We start from the raw sequence: 16571 nt of genomic DNA on the forward strand, positions 1-16571 counted from the left end.
ATTATGCTATTTATATAGGCCAGTTCATTTGAATCGCATGCGGGCGCAACAGCGGCACTCGCCCCCAGAAATCCTGAAGACGTTTTAAATGAGGCAGGGGAAGCAAGGTCGAGGCTTGTGAGCTATTCCACGCATCTACTAATTGAATTAACGTCTCTTGAACCGTTTGAGTCGTCTTAATTGGATCAGCACCAGCACGCTTAGCAAGTAACTCGAATCTTTCTAATTCTAAAGCGAACCAGTTTTTTGTACCTGCCAGCTTAAGAGCAAGCTCAGAGCTTAGCTCTGGCCATGCAATTGTGCAGACCTGATCGTACATGGGTGCAAGGCTTGGTTGCTGCTTATTCAAATAGAGAAAAGACCAGTTCTTTAGATGAGCGTCTGCATTTCCAGAGGCAATGACAAATGTTAGGCGGCGAATGAATTCATAGTATGCTTCACAACCAAGAAGTTGCTTGACTAATCCGCCACACTGTTCATACTTTATGTGGTCATATTTAAGTTGTGGACGCAAGTTAGCAACCTGGGCAAAGTCCTCTTGATGAATGCGCAGTCCTTCATGCCTGTCGTACCGTCGGATTACAAAAACATGATTTCCAAAGTCAGTATGTTTTTTCAGCGAAATGCTAACCGTACTGGCATCTTGTAAGTAACATTCAGGCACGTCAAACCCAGCAGACATCGCCCACTGCATCATGGCATATTCATTCTCGACGGTAAACGGAAAGCGGGCTGAGCCTAGCTTGACAATCCATTCACCATCTTGATTGCTTGCAGGCAGAGTTATCCTGTCTGGTTCGCGCAGAACAGAGAATTTCATTTGGACACCAGCTAATGAAAATCGAAGACCAGGGTCACTATTTAGTATATTATCATGATCTGTTTCATATGCAGAGACTTCTAAGTCTTCTTGAACTGGTAAATCATCTCCATCTACACTAACGATCTCCACTGCGCCAGGCAAGTCACGCCCAACAGCCCCTAATAGAGCCAGATCGTCACCCGGACTAACTCCTAGGCTATCTTCGATAAGATTCCGTAGTGCACCATGCTCCGGAACTAAATTCGCAAAAAAGGAAGGAAGCGAACGATTCTTTCCATAGTAAGATCGGGAGAGATCATCCTCAAAAGCCTGGCTTAGTACAGGACGATCAGTCATTGACAAATAGGACTCAGTGAAGCGAAAAGCGATCTGCCCTTTTGTAGTCTGGCTCAAATATCCAATTATCTTTCCATGAAGACCGACTCCCAAAGTGACTGTCACTCCTCTTCTCCTGTTTGTTGTAAGATGTATTTAATGCTTGGTCGGTCATTCATGTCCCAAGCAGCCAAGCGTGAACCAAAGGATTCAACTGCCTCTATAAGAAGCTCACCCCGGCATGACAAGAATTCATCAAGCTTACCAGCCCCGAGAAGTTCCGCAGCGTGTTTATCGATGCAGTGTGATCTAAGTATCCTCGAATCCGGTCCCTCTCTATTGATTAGGTCAACAATCTCTTTTCGGACTCCTTTAACGATAGGGGGCAGCAGAATGCGATTCGACGGATGATGTGTTGCTTCGGTTCCAGTTGAAATGATTTTGCGAAAGGCATTAAGATCGTGTTCCTGAATTAGATCGGCAATATCAATCATTTTTTCATTTTCAGGATTAAGTGGACGAAGTGAACTTAAAGAAACAAGAATAATTCGGCTATCTGTTGCTCGAGCATCAAATTTTTGTGGCAAGGCAAAGCCTGTCCCTTTTGTGCGAGGGATTTCACCTAATAATATTTGCATGGTTCTTTCTGGTTCATTACCTTTGATAGCGTCTAGGCTGTGGCGAAGCAAGGTTCTTTCATCAATCGACTTTACTCCCAATAGAGTTCGCCATATCCACCGGACGAGTAAGTTTATTGTTCTGCTATTAGGCTCTGGATAAAGGCCAAAAAACTTCGTCAGAACAAAGAGCGGAAGTGAACGTGGCAGTAGTCTAAGATGAGGGATCTCAGCATGTGTTTTGAGGAATATTAGTACTTGCCTAAGTGCAGGTAACGCTTCGCTGACTGCATGACGAAGTATATCAGGATCTCGACGATAGTGATCTGAAATGCTTCGGGTAGCATCTAGACCTTTAAAGGCAATAATGGCAGAAAGCAGTTGATCTTCTGAAGGTCGCCCGATACCGAGAGCCATCAATTCATCAGCTAAACCACTAAGGGTAGATGGCTCATCCGACTTCCGGCCAAACAGTGCATCATGAATATCCTCCCATTTCATCTTTTTTCCTGAATCGTTAATTCGGTAAAAGATATCTCGAAGAAGCTTCTCGTCCCCTGTTTCAACAACATAAAGTGGAATTTCGTATTGACGAATTCGCGCGCCAGCATCAAAAACAGACTTTCGCAGTTGTGAATCTTTAGCATGCTTCCAATTAAAAACCCATTCGCTTAAGGACGATGCATCTAATAGCTGCGTAATTGGTACCCATGTTGTGGGGATATTGCCGCTTCTGGGTGGGACATGAAAGACTTGTTTACTAGCATCAAAGTAAAGAACCCAGGGATCATCTGGAGTTACTGGCATTTCTTTATCACGCGCCAATCCAGCAGCAAGCGCAGTCAACCGTTGTTGTCCATCGACAACCCATAATGCTGTATTTGACTCTGATGCATCGACTCTAACAGCTCCATATTGTAGTGCAGAAGCAGGAGCATACGCCCTTCTCATCAAAAATGAGCCAACAGGATATCCTTGATAGATGCTGTCAAAAAACAATTTCACGTCCTCTGATTCCCATCGGAGTGGTCGCTGAAAATCAGGAACTCGTATTAAGCCACGCTTGGTTTCACGAATTAATGCCTCAACTGAAATAGTCTCTGCTTGGAGATCAAGCCGCTTTTTTGCTGACGTGGCCATAATTCTTCAGAAGATTTCTCGATTAAGACGCCTGTTGAGGTTCGTTTAGACTCGGTGTAGCTGTATTGTATGAGTTTTGCATCGGCGGGTGGTGGCTTTTGCAATAGAAGAAGGAATGACCAAGCTTGGTGTCACCCTAACGATTAGCTGAGCCGCACCGCCGTTCTTGACGAACGTCGTTCGGCTAGCAGGCGGTGTCGGCTCGAGCTTGCTGTTGCTTAGCCGTGCAGATATCCTAGGCACCGTGAACAACCGTAAAAACACGGTCGAAGCAACGCTCAATGGATGGGTCCGTTATCCACCTGCAAGTGAGCCCTCTTGCCAGCATAAGCTCCTCGCCATGTTCTGCCCGCAAGTCGATTCCTTGCCAAAGCAGGCTTTTGAGGCAGAAGCTTTAAAGCCCTGGCAGCTTATGCGGACCCGTTAACGCAATGTTCCTTTCGCTACCGATGGCTGGTGGACTGGCCGGTCAGCACCCCAGCGTGAACGGCGCCACCGGGGCAATGCGCGGGTTGTGCCCCCCCACCTGGTTCGCCCGCAGCACCAGGGCCGTGGCCCCCTGATCGAGGAACACCTTCAGCACCGACTCGCAGGCCAGGCGTGGCAGCAGCGAACGCCAGCTGCCGAGGCCCTGGAGCAGATCGTGCAGCGGCTGGTCGTCGAGGCTGCTGCCGAGCTGAAACGACCCCCGCTGCCAGTCGCCGCGCATGGGCGGCACCGGCAGCAGCCGGCCCCGCAGGATGCGCTCCAGCTTCAGCAGGGCGTCCAGGCGTGCGGCCTGCTCGGGATGGCGCTGCTCCCAATCTTGAAGGCGCTGTGACTCAGCGCCGCGGATGTCGCGGTCCAGATCGCGGATTGCGGCGAATAGGGCCAGGTTGGAATCCTGGGCGCAGTTGTGGGCCGGCCCCACGAAGCTGCCGCCGCTGCCGTCGCCGATGCGGTAGCGGGCCATCATCGCGGTGAGCTGGCGGCCGAAGGCCTCCAGCGGAGAGCGCTGCCGCTCGGCGCCCGCTGGCCCGAGGCTGTAGCTGCCGGTGAAGGGCGGAAAGCGCACCAGAATGTCGGCCACGGGCCGGTAGCCGAGCCAGCCCCACTGGCGCTCGCCGAGATAGCGCCAGCGGTCCTGGGCGCCGGCCACGACGCCATCGGGGTTGTGGGCATACACCTGGCGGTAGTCCACCGCCACGGAGAGCTCGCCACCGGCCAGGGGATTGCGCAGCACCCTGCCGAAGCCGTAGGCGAAGTGTCCTGTGCAGAGGCCGCCGCGCAGGGCCTGCTCCCGTTGCTCGCCGCCGATACCGCCGAACACGTGCAGCACCAGCAGCCGGTCGCCCTCCTGCCACTCGGCTAGCAGCGCCTGTCCATCGGTCGTCTCCCCACGGCGCCCCGCGATCAGCACCGAACTGGCGGCGCCGGCGGTGGTGTCGCCCCAGGCCTGGTGACGCAGGTAGCGCCAGGCAGCGCGGCGCTGGGGGATCAGCCGCTCGGGGGCCAGCCGCCGCAGCCGCCGCGGCAGCAGCGCCTGCACCACAAAGGCGCCACTGCCGTCTGGCACCCCGCTCACCTCCCAGCCCTCCTGGTTGAGCTCCCCCTCCGCCAGCCCAGTGGCGCAGGCGGGCAGGATGCCCTCCGCATTGGCCACCGGCTGGGGAAGCCTCAGCCGCAGGGGCGGCCCCGTGAAGGCGGCGCAGGCCGGATCGAACACCAGCGCCTCCCAGGCGTCGCCCTCCAGGGGTCTCACGAACCGCACCAGGGCCCTGGCCAGGCCAGCGGTCTGCAGCGGTTCGGCGCTCACCTCCAGCTGTAGCGGCTCGCCCTCCGCCGCTGGCGTCCTGTCGTGCAGCACGGCCACCGGTTCGGGCAGCCGCACCAGGATGTCGTCGTGGGGATGGGCCCCGGCCAGCGACTCCAGCGGCGTCACCTGGGCCCAGCCATCCAGCCGCAGCGGGTGCAGGTTGCCGGAGCGGGCGCTGTCGCGGGCCTCGTCGCTGAAGCACACGTCCATGGTCACCTGGGCCATGGCCGGATCCCGCCAGCGCAGGGCGGCGATACGGCCGCGGCAGTGGCCCCAGCCGGGCGGCGTCTGCAGCACCTCGAAGCCCACGGAGCCATCGCGCCTGGCCGCCTCCGGCAGGATCAGCCGGCCGATCCAGTGGGGCCGCCTCTGCAGGCGCGGATCCGGCAGGGGGGCCAGGTCGCGGCGGGCATCAGGCCGGTGCCAGGGGTTGGTGATGAAGCGGCTGTAGTTGCCGCCGGCCGCCGCCAGGGCCGAAGGGCCGCCGTCCGGGGTGGCGAGGATGGCACTCACCAGGTCCACGGTCTGTTGCATGGGCGTGCGTCCATCGGGGAGGGTGAGCCGGGTTTCCATCACCCCGCCCGGCAGCTCATGGCCCACCGGCCCCAGCGGCACCAGGCTCACCCGGCCGCGTTGCAACGCCCGGTTCCAGGGGGAGAAAAGATAGATGGGCCAGCGACGCGGAAACAGGATCGAGCCCAGGGGTGCCACCCGGTCGCGGGCTCCCACCAGATGGAAGAGATGCTCGGCCTGCAGCACCCGGTTGTTGCCCGCGAACACGCCGGCCAGGGAGATCACCTGCACCGGGGCGGCGAGCCTCTGGCGCACATGGGGCAGGGCGCCGAGGGAGATCTGGCCGCCGCCGCTGAAGCCCAGCAGCGTCACCGGCGTGCCGCTGCCCGGGGCATAGCCGTTGACCAGCAGGGAGCCCACGATCAGCTCCGCCATGCCGGCGTTGTACAGCGGGCCATAGCGGCCATCGGCCGACACCGCCACCACGGTGAGGTTGCGCAGGTTCACCAGCAGCCCCAGCCAGGCCAGGGGACGGCGCACCCGCCAGGCGTCGACCCAGCGCCAGAACCGGGCCAGCCAGCGCCCCTCGGTGAGCGGCTGGTTGGTGATCGAGTAGGGCATGATCCCGCGCAGGATGGCGATGTCACCCGGCAGGGCGGCCGCCAGCCGGCGCAGGAAGTCTTCGCCCTCCGGCAGGGCCTGCTGGGAGGCCTGGCCGATGCCGTCGAGATACACCACCCAGCGCCGCATGCTGCGGCCCTCGGCCACGGGCACCGCCAGCTGCCCGAGGCTTGAGGGGCCCTCCTCGGCGTCGCCGAACCAGCCGGCCCACCAGCCCAGGGCCTGCAGCGGTGCCAGCAGAGCGGCCACCAGAAACAGCACCAGGCCGATGCCCACCAGGTCCACCACCACCCCGAAGCTGCGCACCAGGGTGTGGCGGGCCAGGGCCAGCAGCAGGCCCGCGCCCGGCAGCAGCACCGCCAGGGCCAGCAGCAGGCCGCCCAGCAGCCAGCGGCGATGGCGACGCACCCACAGCCTCATCGCCGCTGCCGGGCGCGGGGGTCGGCATCCAGCAACAGGCTCAGGGCGCGGCGGTCCTGCACCAGCTGCACCCCGGCGGTGCGATTCAGCAGGCCGCGCCCCAGACGCATCAGCGGCTGACCGGCGCGGCGCTGCAGCAGCAGCATCACCAGCCAGCCGCCGAGCAGGGCGATGAAGGCCTGCCAGGCCCCCAGGCCGGCCACCTCCACCATCGCCACCACGAAGGCGACCGCCGTCCAGAGGGAGAGCAGCGTGAGCCAGGGCACGCCGAGGTAGGGCAAGGCGCCGAGGAAGGCCAGCAGCTCCGGGGCATGGGCCACCCCCAGCGCCAGCACCACCGTGGTGGGGCTGATCGCCACGCCGAAGCCCAGGCGCGCCACCAGCCAGGTACTCAGGGCCCAGAACAGAAAGCCCACCACCACCAGCACCGCCTCCACCACCAGGCTGAGGCCGAAGCGCAGCGGCGACACCCGATTCACAAACAGGATGAAGCCGTGGCCGATCGCCTGAGACAATCCGGCCAGCAGGGCGATCAGCACCCCCCACCAGGCCGACAGCTCGCCGGCGCCGAGCAGCTGGAAGGCGTCGGGCTGGAGGCGCAGGGTGTGCCCCACCAGCTCAGTGAAGGTGTCGATCACCTCACGGATCCAGCTCAGAGGACACTCCCATCTCCAGGGACAGCAGCTGGCCGGCCTCATCGGCGGCAGGGGCTTCCGCGTTCTGGGTGGGATAGAGCTTGACCGCCGCGACCACCAGCAGCACCAGGGAGATGACGACGGTGAGCACGCCGAGGATGACCTGCCGCAGGTTGATCTCGGACATCATTCCAGGCCTGAACGGCGGCGCAGGGTCACCTTGGGAGGCTAGGTGCGGGGTGCGCCGTCAGCGCTGTGCGGAAGGCCTCGGCAGTCAGGATCGGGGTGTTGTGGTCGAGCTCGTTCACCACCAGCAGCTCCGCTACGCCCGGCCGGAAGGCGCGGTGCAGGGCCCGGGCCCGGGCCAGCGGCACCACCGCATCGAACTGGGCCGCCACGATCGTGGTGGGGGCCTCCACCAGGGGGGCTTCGGCCGCCGCCTCCCAGCGGTCGCGCAGCAGCAGGTCCACCGGCAGCCAGGGCATGGCACCGCGCGCCACCGCCAGCAGGCTGTCGAACGGCACCAGCAGCACCAGCCGCTGCACCGGCTGGGTGGCGGCCAGGTGCACGGCGGGTCCGGTGCCCAGGCTCCGGCCGGCCACCGTCACGGCGCTGTGGCGCCGGGCCACCTGGGCGTAGAGGGCCTGGGCATCGGCGCGCAGGGCCGTTTCGCTGGGGCGGCCCTCGCTGCCGCCATAGCCGCGGTAATGGAGCAGGTAGAGGGCGGTGTTCGGCAGCAGGGCGGCCAGCTCGGCGCGGGTGAGCGACACATCCTCAGCGTTGCCGCCGAAGTAGATCAGCGCCCGGGGGCCGGCGTGGGGCCGATGGGCCACCAGCACCCGTTTGCCCTGCACCGGCAGCTCCAGCTGTCCGGTGGGGTCAGCGGCGGGCCGGGGCAGGTAGATGAAGGAGCGCTGGGCCACGGCCATCAGCAGGCAGATCCCGCCGTAGCCCAGAGCCAGCCAGCCGGCCCAGCCCAGCCAGCGCAGCAGAGGAGTGGCCAGGGGAACCTCCGGCAGGTGTGATCAGCTTGGCGACTCACCGCCCCCCATGCTCCGCTCAATGCTGTGCTTGCGGATCAGCGGGGCCAACGGATCGGGCAGGGGTTCAGGGGCTGGGGCTCAGGCCCCGCCAGCGCCTGAGATAGCCGGCCCCATGCATCACGAAGTGACTGGGATCGATCAGCCTGTAGAGCCCCAGCTTCACCACGTCGAACACCAGGAACCACACAAAGGCATAGCCCCAGCTGGCGGCGATCCAGGCCCAGTCGATCGGGGCCATCAGCCAGCCGAACCGGGCCAGCAGGGTGGACACCGCCACCGAGGCCCCCGTGGCCCAGAGCATCCGGGCGCTCGGCTTGATCGACCAGAACGGCCCCTGGACGCGGGTGGCGTAGATGGTCATCATTCCGCCTACCGCCAGGTGCAGATACACCAGGGTGTGCACGGTGCTGAGCGGAAGCCCCAGCTGCTGGGCGGTGAACAGATAGAGCAGGAAGGTTTCCACCACACCCACCAGCCCGATTGCCGAGGCCACCAGGATCAGATAGGGCATGTTCCAGCGTTGCGGCAAGGCTGGGGTGAGCGTGTTGTCGTAGGCGATCGTCACCATCGATCCGTCGTTGATCACGGCCAGCAGGATCAGCATCACCACGGTCACCGGATAGTCGTTCAGCCAGAGAATGGCTGCCGTGGTGAAGATCAGGATGCGCACCGTCTCCACCACCCGGTAGAGGCAATAGCTGTTCATGCGCAGGAAGATCTTGCGGCTCAGCTGGATCGCATCCACGATCACCGACAACCCAGGTGTCGTCAGCACGATGCTGGCCGCGGCCCGGGCCGCATCGGTGGCTCCAGACACCGCGATCCCCGCATCGGCCTGCTTGAGCGCCGGAGCGTCGTTGACGCCGTCTCCGGTCATGGCCACCACGAAGCCGCTCTTCTGCAACGACTCCACGATGTGGAACTTGTCTTCGGGGTAGACCTGCGCGAAGCCATCGGCCGCCGTGATCTGCTGCCCCAGCTGCCCCAGCTGGGTGGCCGGGGTGTGGCGGAACAGGGAGGCATCGAGCACGTTGTCGCGCAGACCCAGCTGGCGGCAGGTTTCGCGGGCGATCAGCACCTGGTCGCCGGTGACCATCTTCAGCGGCACCCCCAGCTGCTGGGCCGCAGCGATGGTATGGGCTGAATCCGGCCTGGGCGGATCGAAGAGCGAGAGGATGCCCAGCATCTGCCAGGGCCCATCCCCCACTGCCTGCCCCACCCCCAGGGCCCGCAGGCCCTTGCCGGCCAGCTCCTTGATCCGCTCTTCCACCGGCTCCTGGATGGGCTGCGGCTCCTGCACCAGGGCCAGGATCGCCTGGGGCGCTCCCTTGCTGAAGCGCAGTTTTCTTCCCTGGGGATCGATCACAGCCACCTCGGTGCGCTTGCTCACCGGGTCGAACGGCGTGAAGTGACCCCGCTGGTAGCGCGCCAGATCCTGGTTGGCGCCGAGGGCGTTGAGGATCGTCTGATCGATCGCATCCCCCTCCTGCTGTTCACTGGCCAGGCCAGCCGCCAGCAGGAGCTGGGCGGGGCTGATGCCATCAAGGGTGAAGGGATCGCCGAGGCTGAGCTGGTTGAGGGTGAGGGTGCCGGTCTTGTCGGAGCAGAGCATGTCGACGCTGGCGAGTTCGTCAATGGCGCCCAGCTGGGTCACCAGGGCCCCCTTGCGTGCCATGGCCTGGGCGCCGATCGCCATGGTCACCGCCAGCACGGTGGGGGTGGCCAGCGGAATCGAGGCCACCGTGAGCACCAGGCAGTACTTGAGCACCCGCAGCCAGTCGTCCCCGAGCTGGATCCGCACCACCAGAATCGTGCCCACCAGCACGAGATTCACCACGATCAGGTAGTCGGAAAGTTTCAGCACCGCCGCCTGCAGGTGATCGGTGCTGGTGGCCTCCGACACCAACGTGGCCGTCTTGCCGAAGAAGGTGTTGGCTCCTGTGGCGGCCACGATCCCCTCGGCGCGGCCACGCTTGAGGATCGAGCCGGAATAGATGAGCTCGCCGCTGCGATGCTCCACCGCCAGGGATTCCCCCGTGAGGGCGGATTGGTCCACCTCGATCGGATCCTCTGTTAGCAGCACCATGTCGGCGGGGATCACATCGCCGAGGGCGATGCGGAGGCGATCGCCGGGCACCACCTGGCTGGCGGGGATGGAGGTCCAGCGGCCGTCGCGCTTCGCCAGAGACTCCAGCGCCAGCTGGGCCTTGAGCGCGGCCACGGCATCGCCGGCGGAGGTTTCCTCCAGGTAGGCGATTGCCGTGTTGCCCAGCAGCAGGGCCGAGATGATCAGGAAATCCACCCAGTCGCCCACCAAGGCGCAAAGCAGGATCGCCACCTCGATCATCCAGGGCATCGGCCCCCACAGGTAGGAGAGCAGAATCTGCAGCCGGCTGCGGCTGTGCTCCTGGAGAGCATTCGGCCCGAAGCTCTGCAGACGCTCGCCGGCCTCGCGGCTGCTCAGGCCCTGGCCATCGGTGTGAAGCCGCTCGAACAGGGCCGGCAAGGCCGGCGCAACCGGATCAGACATGGACCCCTGGCGATGGGCCCATCCTTCACCATTGGATCGGTCTTTGGGGTTACGTTCAGGCCAGATGGGCTCTCCCTAGGGGGGTTGTTGCCGATAGAGCTTCAGGCCTTCTGACGCAGCGAATACCGCGGGTCAGCTGGTCCTCTGCTGGTTCGCTCTTCTGCTGGTTGTGCCATTGGATGTTGGCCGATTCATCGCTGGCCGCCCCCGCCAGGGCCATGGCCCTTCATGCCGTGGCTACCCACTGCGCCTGTTGTTGTGATCGCCTGAACCGGAACAACTTGAGCAGGTTGTGGGTTGCAGCGATCAGGTGCCACTCGCCGTTCACTTTCTCCAGGCCGCGCAACAGAAAGCGCCGCAGGCCACGCCCTTCCTTGATCTGCCCGTTCACCGGCTCCACGATCGCCTTGCGCTGGGCGTAGATCCTTGAGCCCTTTTTGCTTCTGAGCTTGCGGGCCATGCGGGTTTTGGCATCGGCATCTGTGGGGAGCGGTCCTCGCTGCGGCGGCGGGGGCTGCCCGTGCGGCAGGCGGCCGGTGGCGATGTAGGCATCAATGCCCTGATCGGCGCAGACCTTGACGTTGTCCTCGCTCCAGTAGCCCGCATCCAGCGTCATCACATCCGGCAAGGCACCGGCGCTTGTCGCGATGCGCTGCAGCATGGGCTCCAGGTGCTCGACATCCGGCGGCTGGTTGCTGACGCCCACGGCCACGATCACCTGATGGTCGCTGTCGACTGCCAGCTGGCAGTTGTAGCCCTGCAGATAGGACCCACCTGACTGCATGAGGTGACTGTCGGGATCCGTGAAATTGCGCTGAGTCTTCTTGGTTGGTGCACCATCAGCTTTCCTGGCCAGCCCGCGCTTGGGCATGGCGTCAGCCGCCAATGGCTCCAGATCCGGGGGTTCCAGGCCCGCCTGCTCAGCGGCCTCGATCGCCGCCTCACGGGCCGCCATGGCTTTGGCTGCTGCCGCCTCCGCCTTTCTGTTCAGCTCGGCCTGCTCAGCAGCCAGTGCATCGGCTTCATGCGCAGACGCCGCTTTGGCCCTGGCCTCTTCTGCTTCCTCCCGTCGCTGTCGCGCCGCAGCTGCTGCGGTCTCCGCTTCCATCTCCTTGCGGGCCTGGCGGATCCTGGCCAGGCGGTCCTGCCGTCTCCTCAGCTCATCCGGCAACTCGCTGCCCAGCTTGCCCTTGCCGTAGCGGCGATCTTCCTGGGCGTCGAGGATCTCGGCTTTGCCCATCAAGGCGTTGATCTCCTTCTCCAGCTCCTTCTCGGTCCTGAGCATCCGCTCGTGGCTCATCGCCTTGCGCTTGGAGGCATTGGCCTGAACCTTGGTGCCATCCAGCGCCACATGGCCCAGGCTCACCATGCCGGCCTTCTGGCACAGCCGCAGAATCTGAATGAACAGATCCTTGAGGGCATCAAGATTGCGCCGGCGGAACTCACTGATCCGGCTGTGGTCGGGCTGCTGGTTGCCGGTCAACACCCGGAAGGCCAGATCCTCGTAGCAGGCGCGCTCAATTTTGCGGGAGGAGACGGTGCCCACGCAGTAGGCGTAGAGCAGCAAGAGCGTCATCATCCTGGGGTCAACACCCTTCCCCCCACGCGGGTCCTTGGCCTGAGCAGGGATCAGGATGGCCGAGAGATCCAGCTCATCCACCAGATCCAGCAGGAAATACACCTGGTGGTCTTCCGAGAGCCACTCACGGGGTGACGGCGGCAGCAGGGTGGTCTGCTCCGGCTGCCAGGGACGGAAGGACTTGGGCTTCTGCATGCCCCATTTTCTCGCTCAGATCCACTGCTGTCACTGGGATCCGGGCAGATTGATAGGCGTCTGTGCAGAGGCTGGGCGTGATCTACGCGCGACAGGCTCCTAGGGGGGTTGTTGGGGGGGGGGGCGCTGCGGGATGTGATGAAGGATGCATCGCCAGATCAGAAACACCTGGTACAGGAGTATTTACCTGGGGGATGGTGTTCTCCGGGCTGAGAGGGCCGGCTGGTCAAGATCATTGAGCGCAAAATGAAAACCACTCCTGACTCCTAGGTGCAAAGTGCTAGATCTCGGACATTATTGGGGTCGTACGCATGGCTGATCTTTTCAGTTTTCTTTGCCAACGGGAGAGATCGTGCCATCTCCAATGATGGCTGGACGCTGGCTGCTAACCGTACCGTGAATGCGAGGTGCGGTAACGATCTCGCCCGCGGCACAGCTTTCACGGGGGGGACGAAATTTCTAGTTCTGGACATATTCTGACCAGCTAGGGAAAAGATAGAATTGAAGGTGCTTCGCCTGATAATGAATGCACAGACAGCGATAGAGGTAGGGTGATCAGCCTGGGTGCCGGCAATGATCGTGTCGTCGGCAGGGCTCAGCCTTCAGGTATTCGCCGTGATGACGGATCTGGAATTCTGATGGGTTCTGGAAGTGGAATGGTGAATGGTGAATGATCTTTCAGTTAATAACCGCTTCGAGCGCATCGGCGGCACCCGTGGCCGTTCCTTCGCGCTGCGCACCGGCATTCTCGATGTGAATGGGGCCGGTGTGGCCAGCTTCTTCTGAGTGTTCAGCGCCGCAGAGTCAGCAGGTTCAGATCACCTTGTGGTGCCGTACCTGGAGTTCAGAGCCCACCTGGAGTTTTTTGTTGTGGAGATCCAGTCCGCGCACCGAGGCCACCTCGCCCTGGAGGCCCTGGGCGGCCATCTGTTCCACAAGTTGCTTGATCAGCTCGATTTCCACCTTGCTCTGGTCGAAGCCGCTGGGGGTGAGATCAGCCAGGAATCGGCCAATGCGAGAAGCCACAACGTCGGAAGGATTGCTCACCTTGATGATGATCATCAGGCCCGTGGTGCAGGAATCCGATCGTAATCGGACAGAGCTGCGAGGGACACCCAGGTTGGCGGTTCAGCGCAGACCCACTGCCCTCAGCATGGCTCCGTGGCACAGCGCACCATGGGAGCAGTAGGGCACCAGGCGGCCGTTGATGCGGGCGCCGCTGACGGCTGGTGCCGCTGCCGCTGCAGGGGCGCTGGCGGCGGTGGCCGGTGCGGGTGGGGGCTCAGGTGGGGGCACCATGTCACCGGAGGCCGATCCATTCAGCGCATTGAAGGCCGCTCTGTTCCGCTGCACCTGATTGAGAGTGGACTGGGCGCCTGGCACAGGCACGGTGTTGAGGCTGCCCTGGATCGCGGCCGCTCCGGCGCTGCCCGCCAGGCCCTGGGATTGGGCTGCCGTGGGTGAGCACAGCGCTGCCAGCAGCACTAGTCGCGGCCAGGCTTGTGGGGAACAGAGGGCCATTCAGGTGGGAAGAACGAAGGGCAAGCAGGACATGGCAGGTCGCCCTGGGCCTTGGCTCCCATCCTGAACCAGATCAGGGCTGGGAGGCGCGGCTGGCACTGCCGTAGTCGCTCCAGGCCTTGAGCTCGTCGAGGCTCTGCACCCCCTCCAGCCGTGGCTTGCCCTCCAGATCCCAGGTGGGGAAGGCGCGCACCTCTGCGGCCTGGCAGCGCTGGCGACCCTCGTCGCTCTTGTCGCACTCCACATAGGGGAGGCTGTTGCCAGCCTCCTTGCCGAACAGGTTTTTCTGCTGGAAGCAGGCCGGACACCACCAGGCCCCGTAGAAGATGGCTCCCTCGGCCGCCAGATGGGCGCTGAGCGAGCGCTGCTCCGCCGTGGACTTGTTCAGAGCTTCGCCCACATGGGGGGAAGTGGACCCTGAGTTCGCCACCGCGCTGCCTCGGGCATCGGCGCAGGCTGTCAGCACCCCCGCCAGCAAGCCCAGGGCCAGGCTGCCGAGCAGGGCCGAATGACGAGGAGGAGCGCTCACCTGGGGTGCAATGAATCAGGCAGCAAGCTAGACGGGCTGCCCTGCTGCTGGCTCGGCCCCGTTCGGGCTTCCGCCCCGTGCGCCGGCGCCGGATCGCCGCTGCGGCTGAGAGACTGAACGCACTGGTGGGCCGGATCCCGTCCATCTCCTCCGCCTTCCAGCCTGCCTTCGAGCCCCAGTTGATGACCGCCAACGGCTACCGCGACTACTTCAAGGTGCTGGGTGTGGAGCGGGGCGCCGATGCCGACGCGATCAAGCGTTCCTTCCGCAAGCTGGCCCGCCAGTACCACCCGGATGTGAATCCCGGCGACAAGAGCGCCGAGGCGCGCTTCAAGGAGATCAGCGAGGCCTACGAGGTGCTCTCTGACCCGGACAAGCGCCGTCGCTACGAGCAGTTCGGCCAGTACTGGAGCCAGGCCGGCGCTGGCGGCGGCATGGGCGGCATGGATGTGGACTTCGGCCGCTACGGCAACTTCGACGATTTCATCAACGACCTGCTCGGCCGCTTCGGGGCCAGCGGCGGGGCTGCCGGCGCGCCGGGGGGCTTTGGTTTCGGCAGTGGTTTCCCAGCCGGTTTCGGGGGCAGCGGCTTCGGTTCCGGTGGCTTCGCCGGCCCCGGCGGCCGCGCTGCGGCGGTGAACCTCGATGCCGAGGCCAATCTCTCGCTCGGCATTTCAGATGCCTTCCGGGGCTGTGAGCGCACCCTGGCGGTGAACGATGAGCGGGTGCAGGTGCGCATCCCGGCCGGCGTCCGCCAGGGCAGCCGCCTGAGGCTCAAGGGCAAGGGCAACCTGCAGCCCGGCACCGGCCGTCGCGGCGACCTCTACCTCAACCTCCAGATCCAGAGCCACCCGGTGTGGAAGCTCGATGGCGACCAGTTGCGCTCCGAACTGCCCCTCAGCCTCGATGAACTGGCCCTCGGCGGTGAGGTGCGGGTGGCCACCCCCGATGGCGAGGCCTCCGTGCAGGTGCCGCCGGGCATGACCCTGGGCCGCAGCCTGCGGCTCAAGGGCAAGGGCTGGCCCCTCAAGGACGGCCGCGGCGACCTGCTGCTCACCCCCGTGCTGCGCCTGCCCGAGACCCTCAGCGAGGAGGAGCGGCAGCTGCTGCAGCAGCTGCGCAGCGCCCGCAGTGCCGACCCGCGGGCCGGCTGGATGGAGGCGGCCAGGCTCTGAGGTGAGGGCGCTCAGCGGATTCTGCGCTGGAGCGGCGACCTGCCCCTCCCTAGGATCCGCCTCAGCACATCTGGTTCCATGGAGCTCAGCTACCGCCCCCGCCGACTGCGCCGCACGCCGGCCCTGCGGGCGATGGTGCGGGAGCACCAGCTCAGCGCTGCTGACTTCATCTACCCGCTGTTCGTGCATGAGGGAGCCACGAACGAGCCGATCGGCGCCATGCCCGGCTGCCAGCGCTGGAGCCTGGAGGGGCTGGTGGAGGAGGTGGGCCGCGCCTGGCAGCTGGGCATCCGCTGCGTGGTGCTCTTCCCCAAGGTGGCCGATGGCCTCAAGAGTGAAGACGGCGCCGAGTGCTTCAACGAGCATGGCCTGATTCCCCGCGCCATCCGCCGTCTCAAGGAGGTGCACCCGGAGATGGCGATCATGACCGACGTGGCCCTCGATCCCTACTCCTGCGACGGCCATGACGGCATCGTCAGCCCCGAGGGCGTGGTGCTCAACGACGACACCGTGGAGATCCTCTGCCGCCAGGCCGTGGCCCAGGCCCGCGCCGGTGCCGATCTGATCGGCCCCAGCGACATGATGGACGGCCGCGTCGCTGCCATCCGCGAGGCCCTCGATGAGGAGGGCTTCGAGCATGTGGGCATCATCAGCTACACGGCCAAGTACGCCTCCGCCTACTACGGCCCCTTCCGCGAAGCCCTCGATTCCGCTCCAAGGGCGGCCCCGGGCAAGCCGATCCCCAAGGACAAGAGCACCTATCAGATGGATCCGGCCAATGGCCGCGAGGCGATCCTGGAGGCCCAGCTCGATGAGGGTGAGGGGGCCGACATCCTGATGGTGAAGCCTGGGCTGGCCTATCTCGACATCATCCACCGGCTGCGCGCCGAGAGTGAGCAGCCGATCGCCGCCTACAACGTGAGCGGCGAATACGCCATGGTGAAGGCTGCCGCCGAGCGGGGCTGGATCGACGAGCGGGCCGTGGTGCTCGAAACCCTGCTCTGCTTCAAGCGGGCCGGAGCAGATCTGATCCTCACTTACCACGCCTGCGACGCCGCGGCCTGGCTGCGGCAGGCCTGAGGCCGCCACGGCGGGCCATCCGCTCTCGAGAGAATGGCGT

The 16571-nt window shown here is 63.6% G+C and carries 14 protein-coding genes; 3 read left to right on the plus strand and 11 right to left on the minus strand.

The window, feature by feature from the left end; all coding sequences use genetic code 11:
* Positions 1–10: 10 nt before the first annotated feature.
* The 8 genes from CyaNS01_RS02630 to CyaNS01_RS02665 all read right to left on the minus strand — a co-directional run bounded on the left by CyaNS01_RS02630 (position 11) and on the right by CyaNS01_RS02665 (position 12226).
* Positions 11–1264: a type II toxin-antitoxin system HipA family toxin gene (locus CyaNS01_RS02630; RefSeq protein WP_186698624.1), complete on the minus strand. Its 1254-nt coding sequence runs from the start codon at positions 1262–1264 to the stop codon at positions 11–13.
* On the minus strand, positions 1261–2895 hold the full coding sequence (locus CyaNS01_RS02635; protein ID WP_186698626.1) for a DUF262 domain-containing protein: 1635 nt from the start codon (positions 2893–2895) through the stop codon (positions 1261–1263). Before CyaNS01_RS02635 ends, CyaNS01_RS02630 begins: the two co-directional genes overlap by 4 nt.
* 469 nt (positions 2896–3364) lie before the next feature.
* Positions 3365–6244, minus strand: coding sequence for a CAAX protease (locus CyaNS01_RS02640; protein WP_186698628.1), 2880 nt, complete (start codon positions 6242–6244; stop codon positions 3365–3367).
* Positions 6241–6882, minus strand: a complete 642-nt coding sequence (locus CyaNS01_RS02645) for a hypothetical protein (protein ID WP_186698629.1) — start codon at positions 6880–6882, stop codon at positions 6241–6243. The genes CyaNS01_RS02640 and CyaNS01_RS02645 overlap by 4 nt, the downstream gene beginning before the upstream one ends.
* Before the next feature lies 1 nt (position 6883).
* Positions 6884–7066 (minus strand): hypothetical protein, encoded by a 183-nt coding sequence (locus tag CyaNS01_RS02650; RefSeq protein ID WP_186698631.1) that lies wholly within the window; start codon positions 7064–7066, stop codon positions 6884–6886.
* Between the two features lie 28 nt (positions 7067–7094).
* The gene (locus tag CyaNS01_RS02655) at positions 7095–7802 is read right to left on the minus strand and encodes an alpha/beta hydrolase (RefSeq protein WP_186698633.1); all 708 of its coding nucleotides are present in this window, start codon (positions 7800–7802) and stop codon (positions 7095–7097) included.
* A gap of 184 nt (positions 7803–7986) precedes the next feature.
* On the minus strand, positions 7987–10452 hold the full coding sequence (locus CyaNS01_RS02660) for a plasma-membrane proton-efflux P-type ATPase (protein WP_186698635.1): 2466 nt from the start codon (positions 10450–10452) through the stop codon (positions 7987–7989).
* A 226-nt stretch (positions 10453–10678) separates the two neighbouring features.
* Positions 10679–12226 (minus strand): IS1182 family transposase, encoded by a 1548-nt coding sequence (locus tag CyaNS01_RS02665; protein ID WP_186698637.1) that lies wholly within the window; start codon positions 12224–12226, stop codon positions 10679–10681.
* A 663-nt stretch (positions 12227–12889) separates the two neighbouring features.
* Here CyaNS01_RS02665 and CyaNS01_RS14720 point away from each other — a divergent pair.
* Complete coding sequence (locus CyaNS01_RS14720) at positions 12890–13012, plus strand: hypothetical protein (protein WP_255460122.1); 123 nt, start codon at positions 12890–12892, stop codon at positions 13010–13012.
* A gap of 27 nt (positions 13013–13039) precedes the next feature.
* Here the strand turns inward: CyaNS01_RS14720 and CyaNS01_RS02670 are convergent, their stop codons facing one another.
* The 3 genes from CyaNS01_RS02670 to CyaNS01_RS02680 all read right to left on the minus strand — a co-directional run bounded on the left by CyaNS01_RS02670 (position 13040) and on the right by CyaNS01_RS02680 (position 14276).
* Positions 13040–13273 (minus strand): hypothetical protein, encoded by a 234-nt coding sequence (locus tag CyaNS01_RS02670; RefSeq protein WP_370561644.1) that lies wholly within the window; start codon positions 13271–13273, stop codon positions 13040–13042.
* Between the two features lie 81 nt (positions 13274–13354).
* Positions 13355–13747, minus strand: a complete 393-nt coding sequence (locus CyaNS01_RS02675) for a hypothetical protein (RefSeq protein WP_186698641.1) — start codon at positions 13745–13747, stop codon at positions 13355–13357.
* 73 nt (positions 13748–13820) lie between these two features.
* On the minus strand, positions 13821–14276 hold the full coding sequence (locus tag CyaNS01_RS02680; protein ID WP_225875767.1) for a hypothetical protein: 456 nt from the start codon (positions 14274–14276) through the stop codon (positions 13821–13823).
* 182 nt (positions 14277–14458) lie between these two features.
* On the opposite strand from CyaNS01_RS02680, the gene CyaNS01_RS02685 reads away from it, so the two are divergent.
* Together CyaNS01_RS02685 and hemB are read left to right on the plus strand one after the other, a co-directional pair.
* Complete coding sequence (locus CyaNS01_RS02685) at positions 14459–15451, plus strand: DnaJ C-terminal domain-containing protein (RefSeq protein WP_186700122.1); 993 nt, start codon at positions 14459–14461, stop codon at positions 15449–15451.
* Between the two features lie 78 nt (positions 15452–15529).
* On the plus strand, positions 15530–16531 hold the full coding sequence (gene hemB, locus CyaNS01_RS02690) for a porphobilinogen synthase (RefSeq protein ID WP_186698643.1): 1002 nt from the start codon (positions 15530–15532) through the stop codon (positions 16529–16531).
* The last annotated feature ends 40 nt before the right edge of the window (positions 16532–16571 follow it).

It is taken from the genome of Cyanobium sp. NS01 (genome assembly GCF_014280235.1).
Taxonomy (GTDB): Bacteria; Cyanobacteriota; Cyanobacteriia; order PCC-6307; family Cyanobiaceae; genus NIES-981.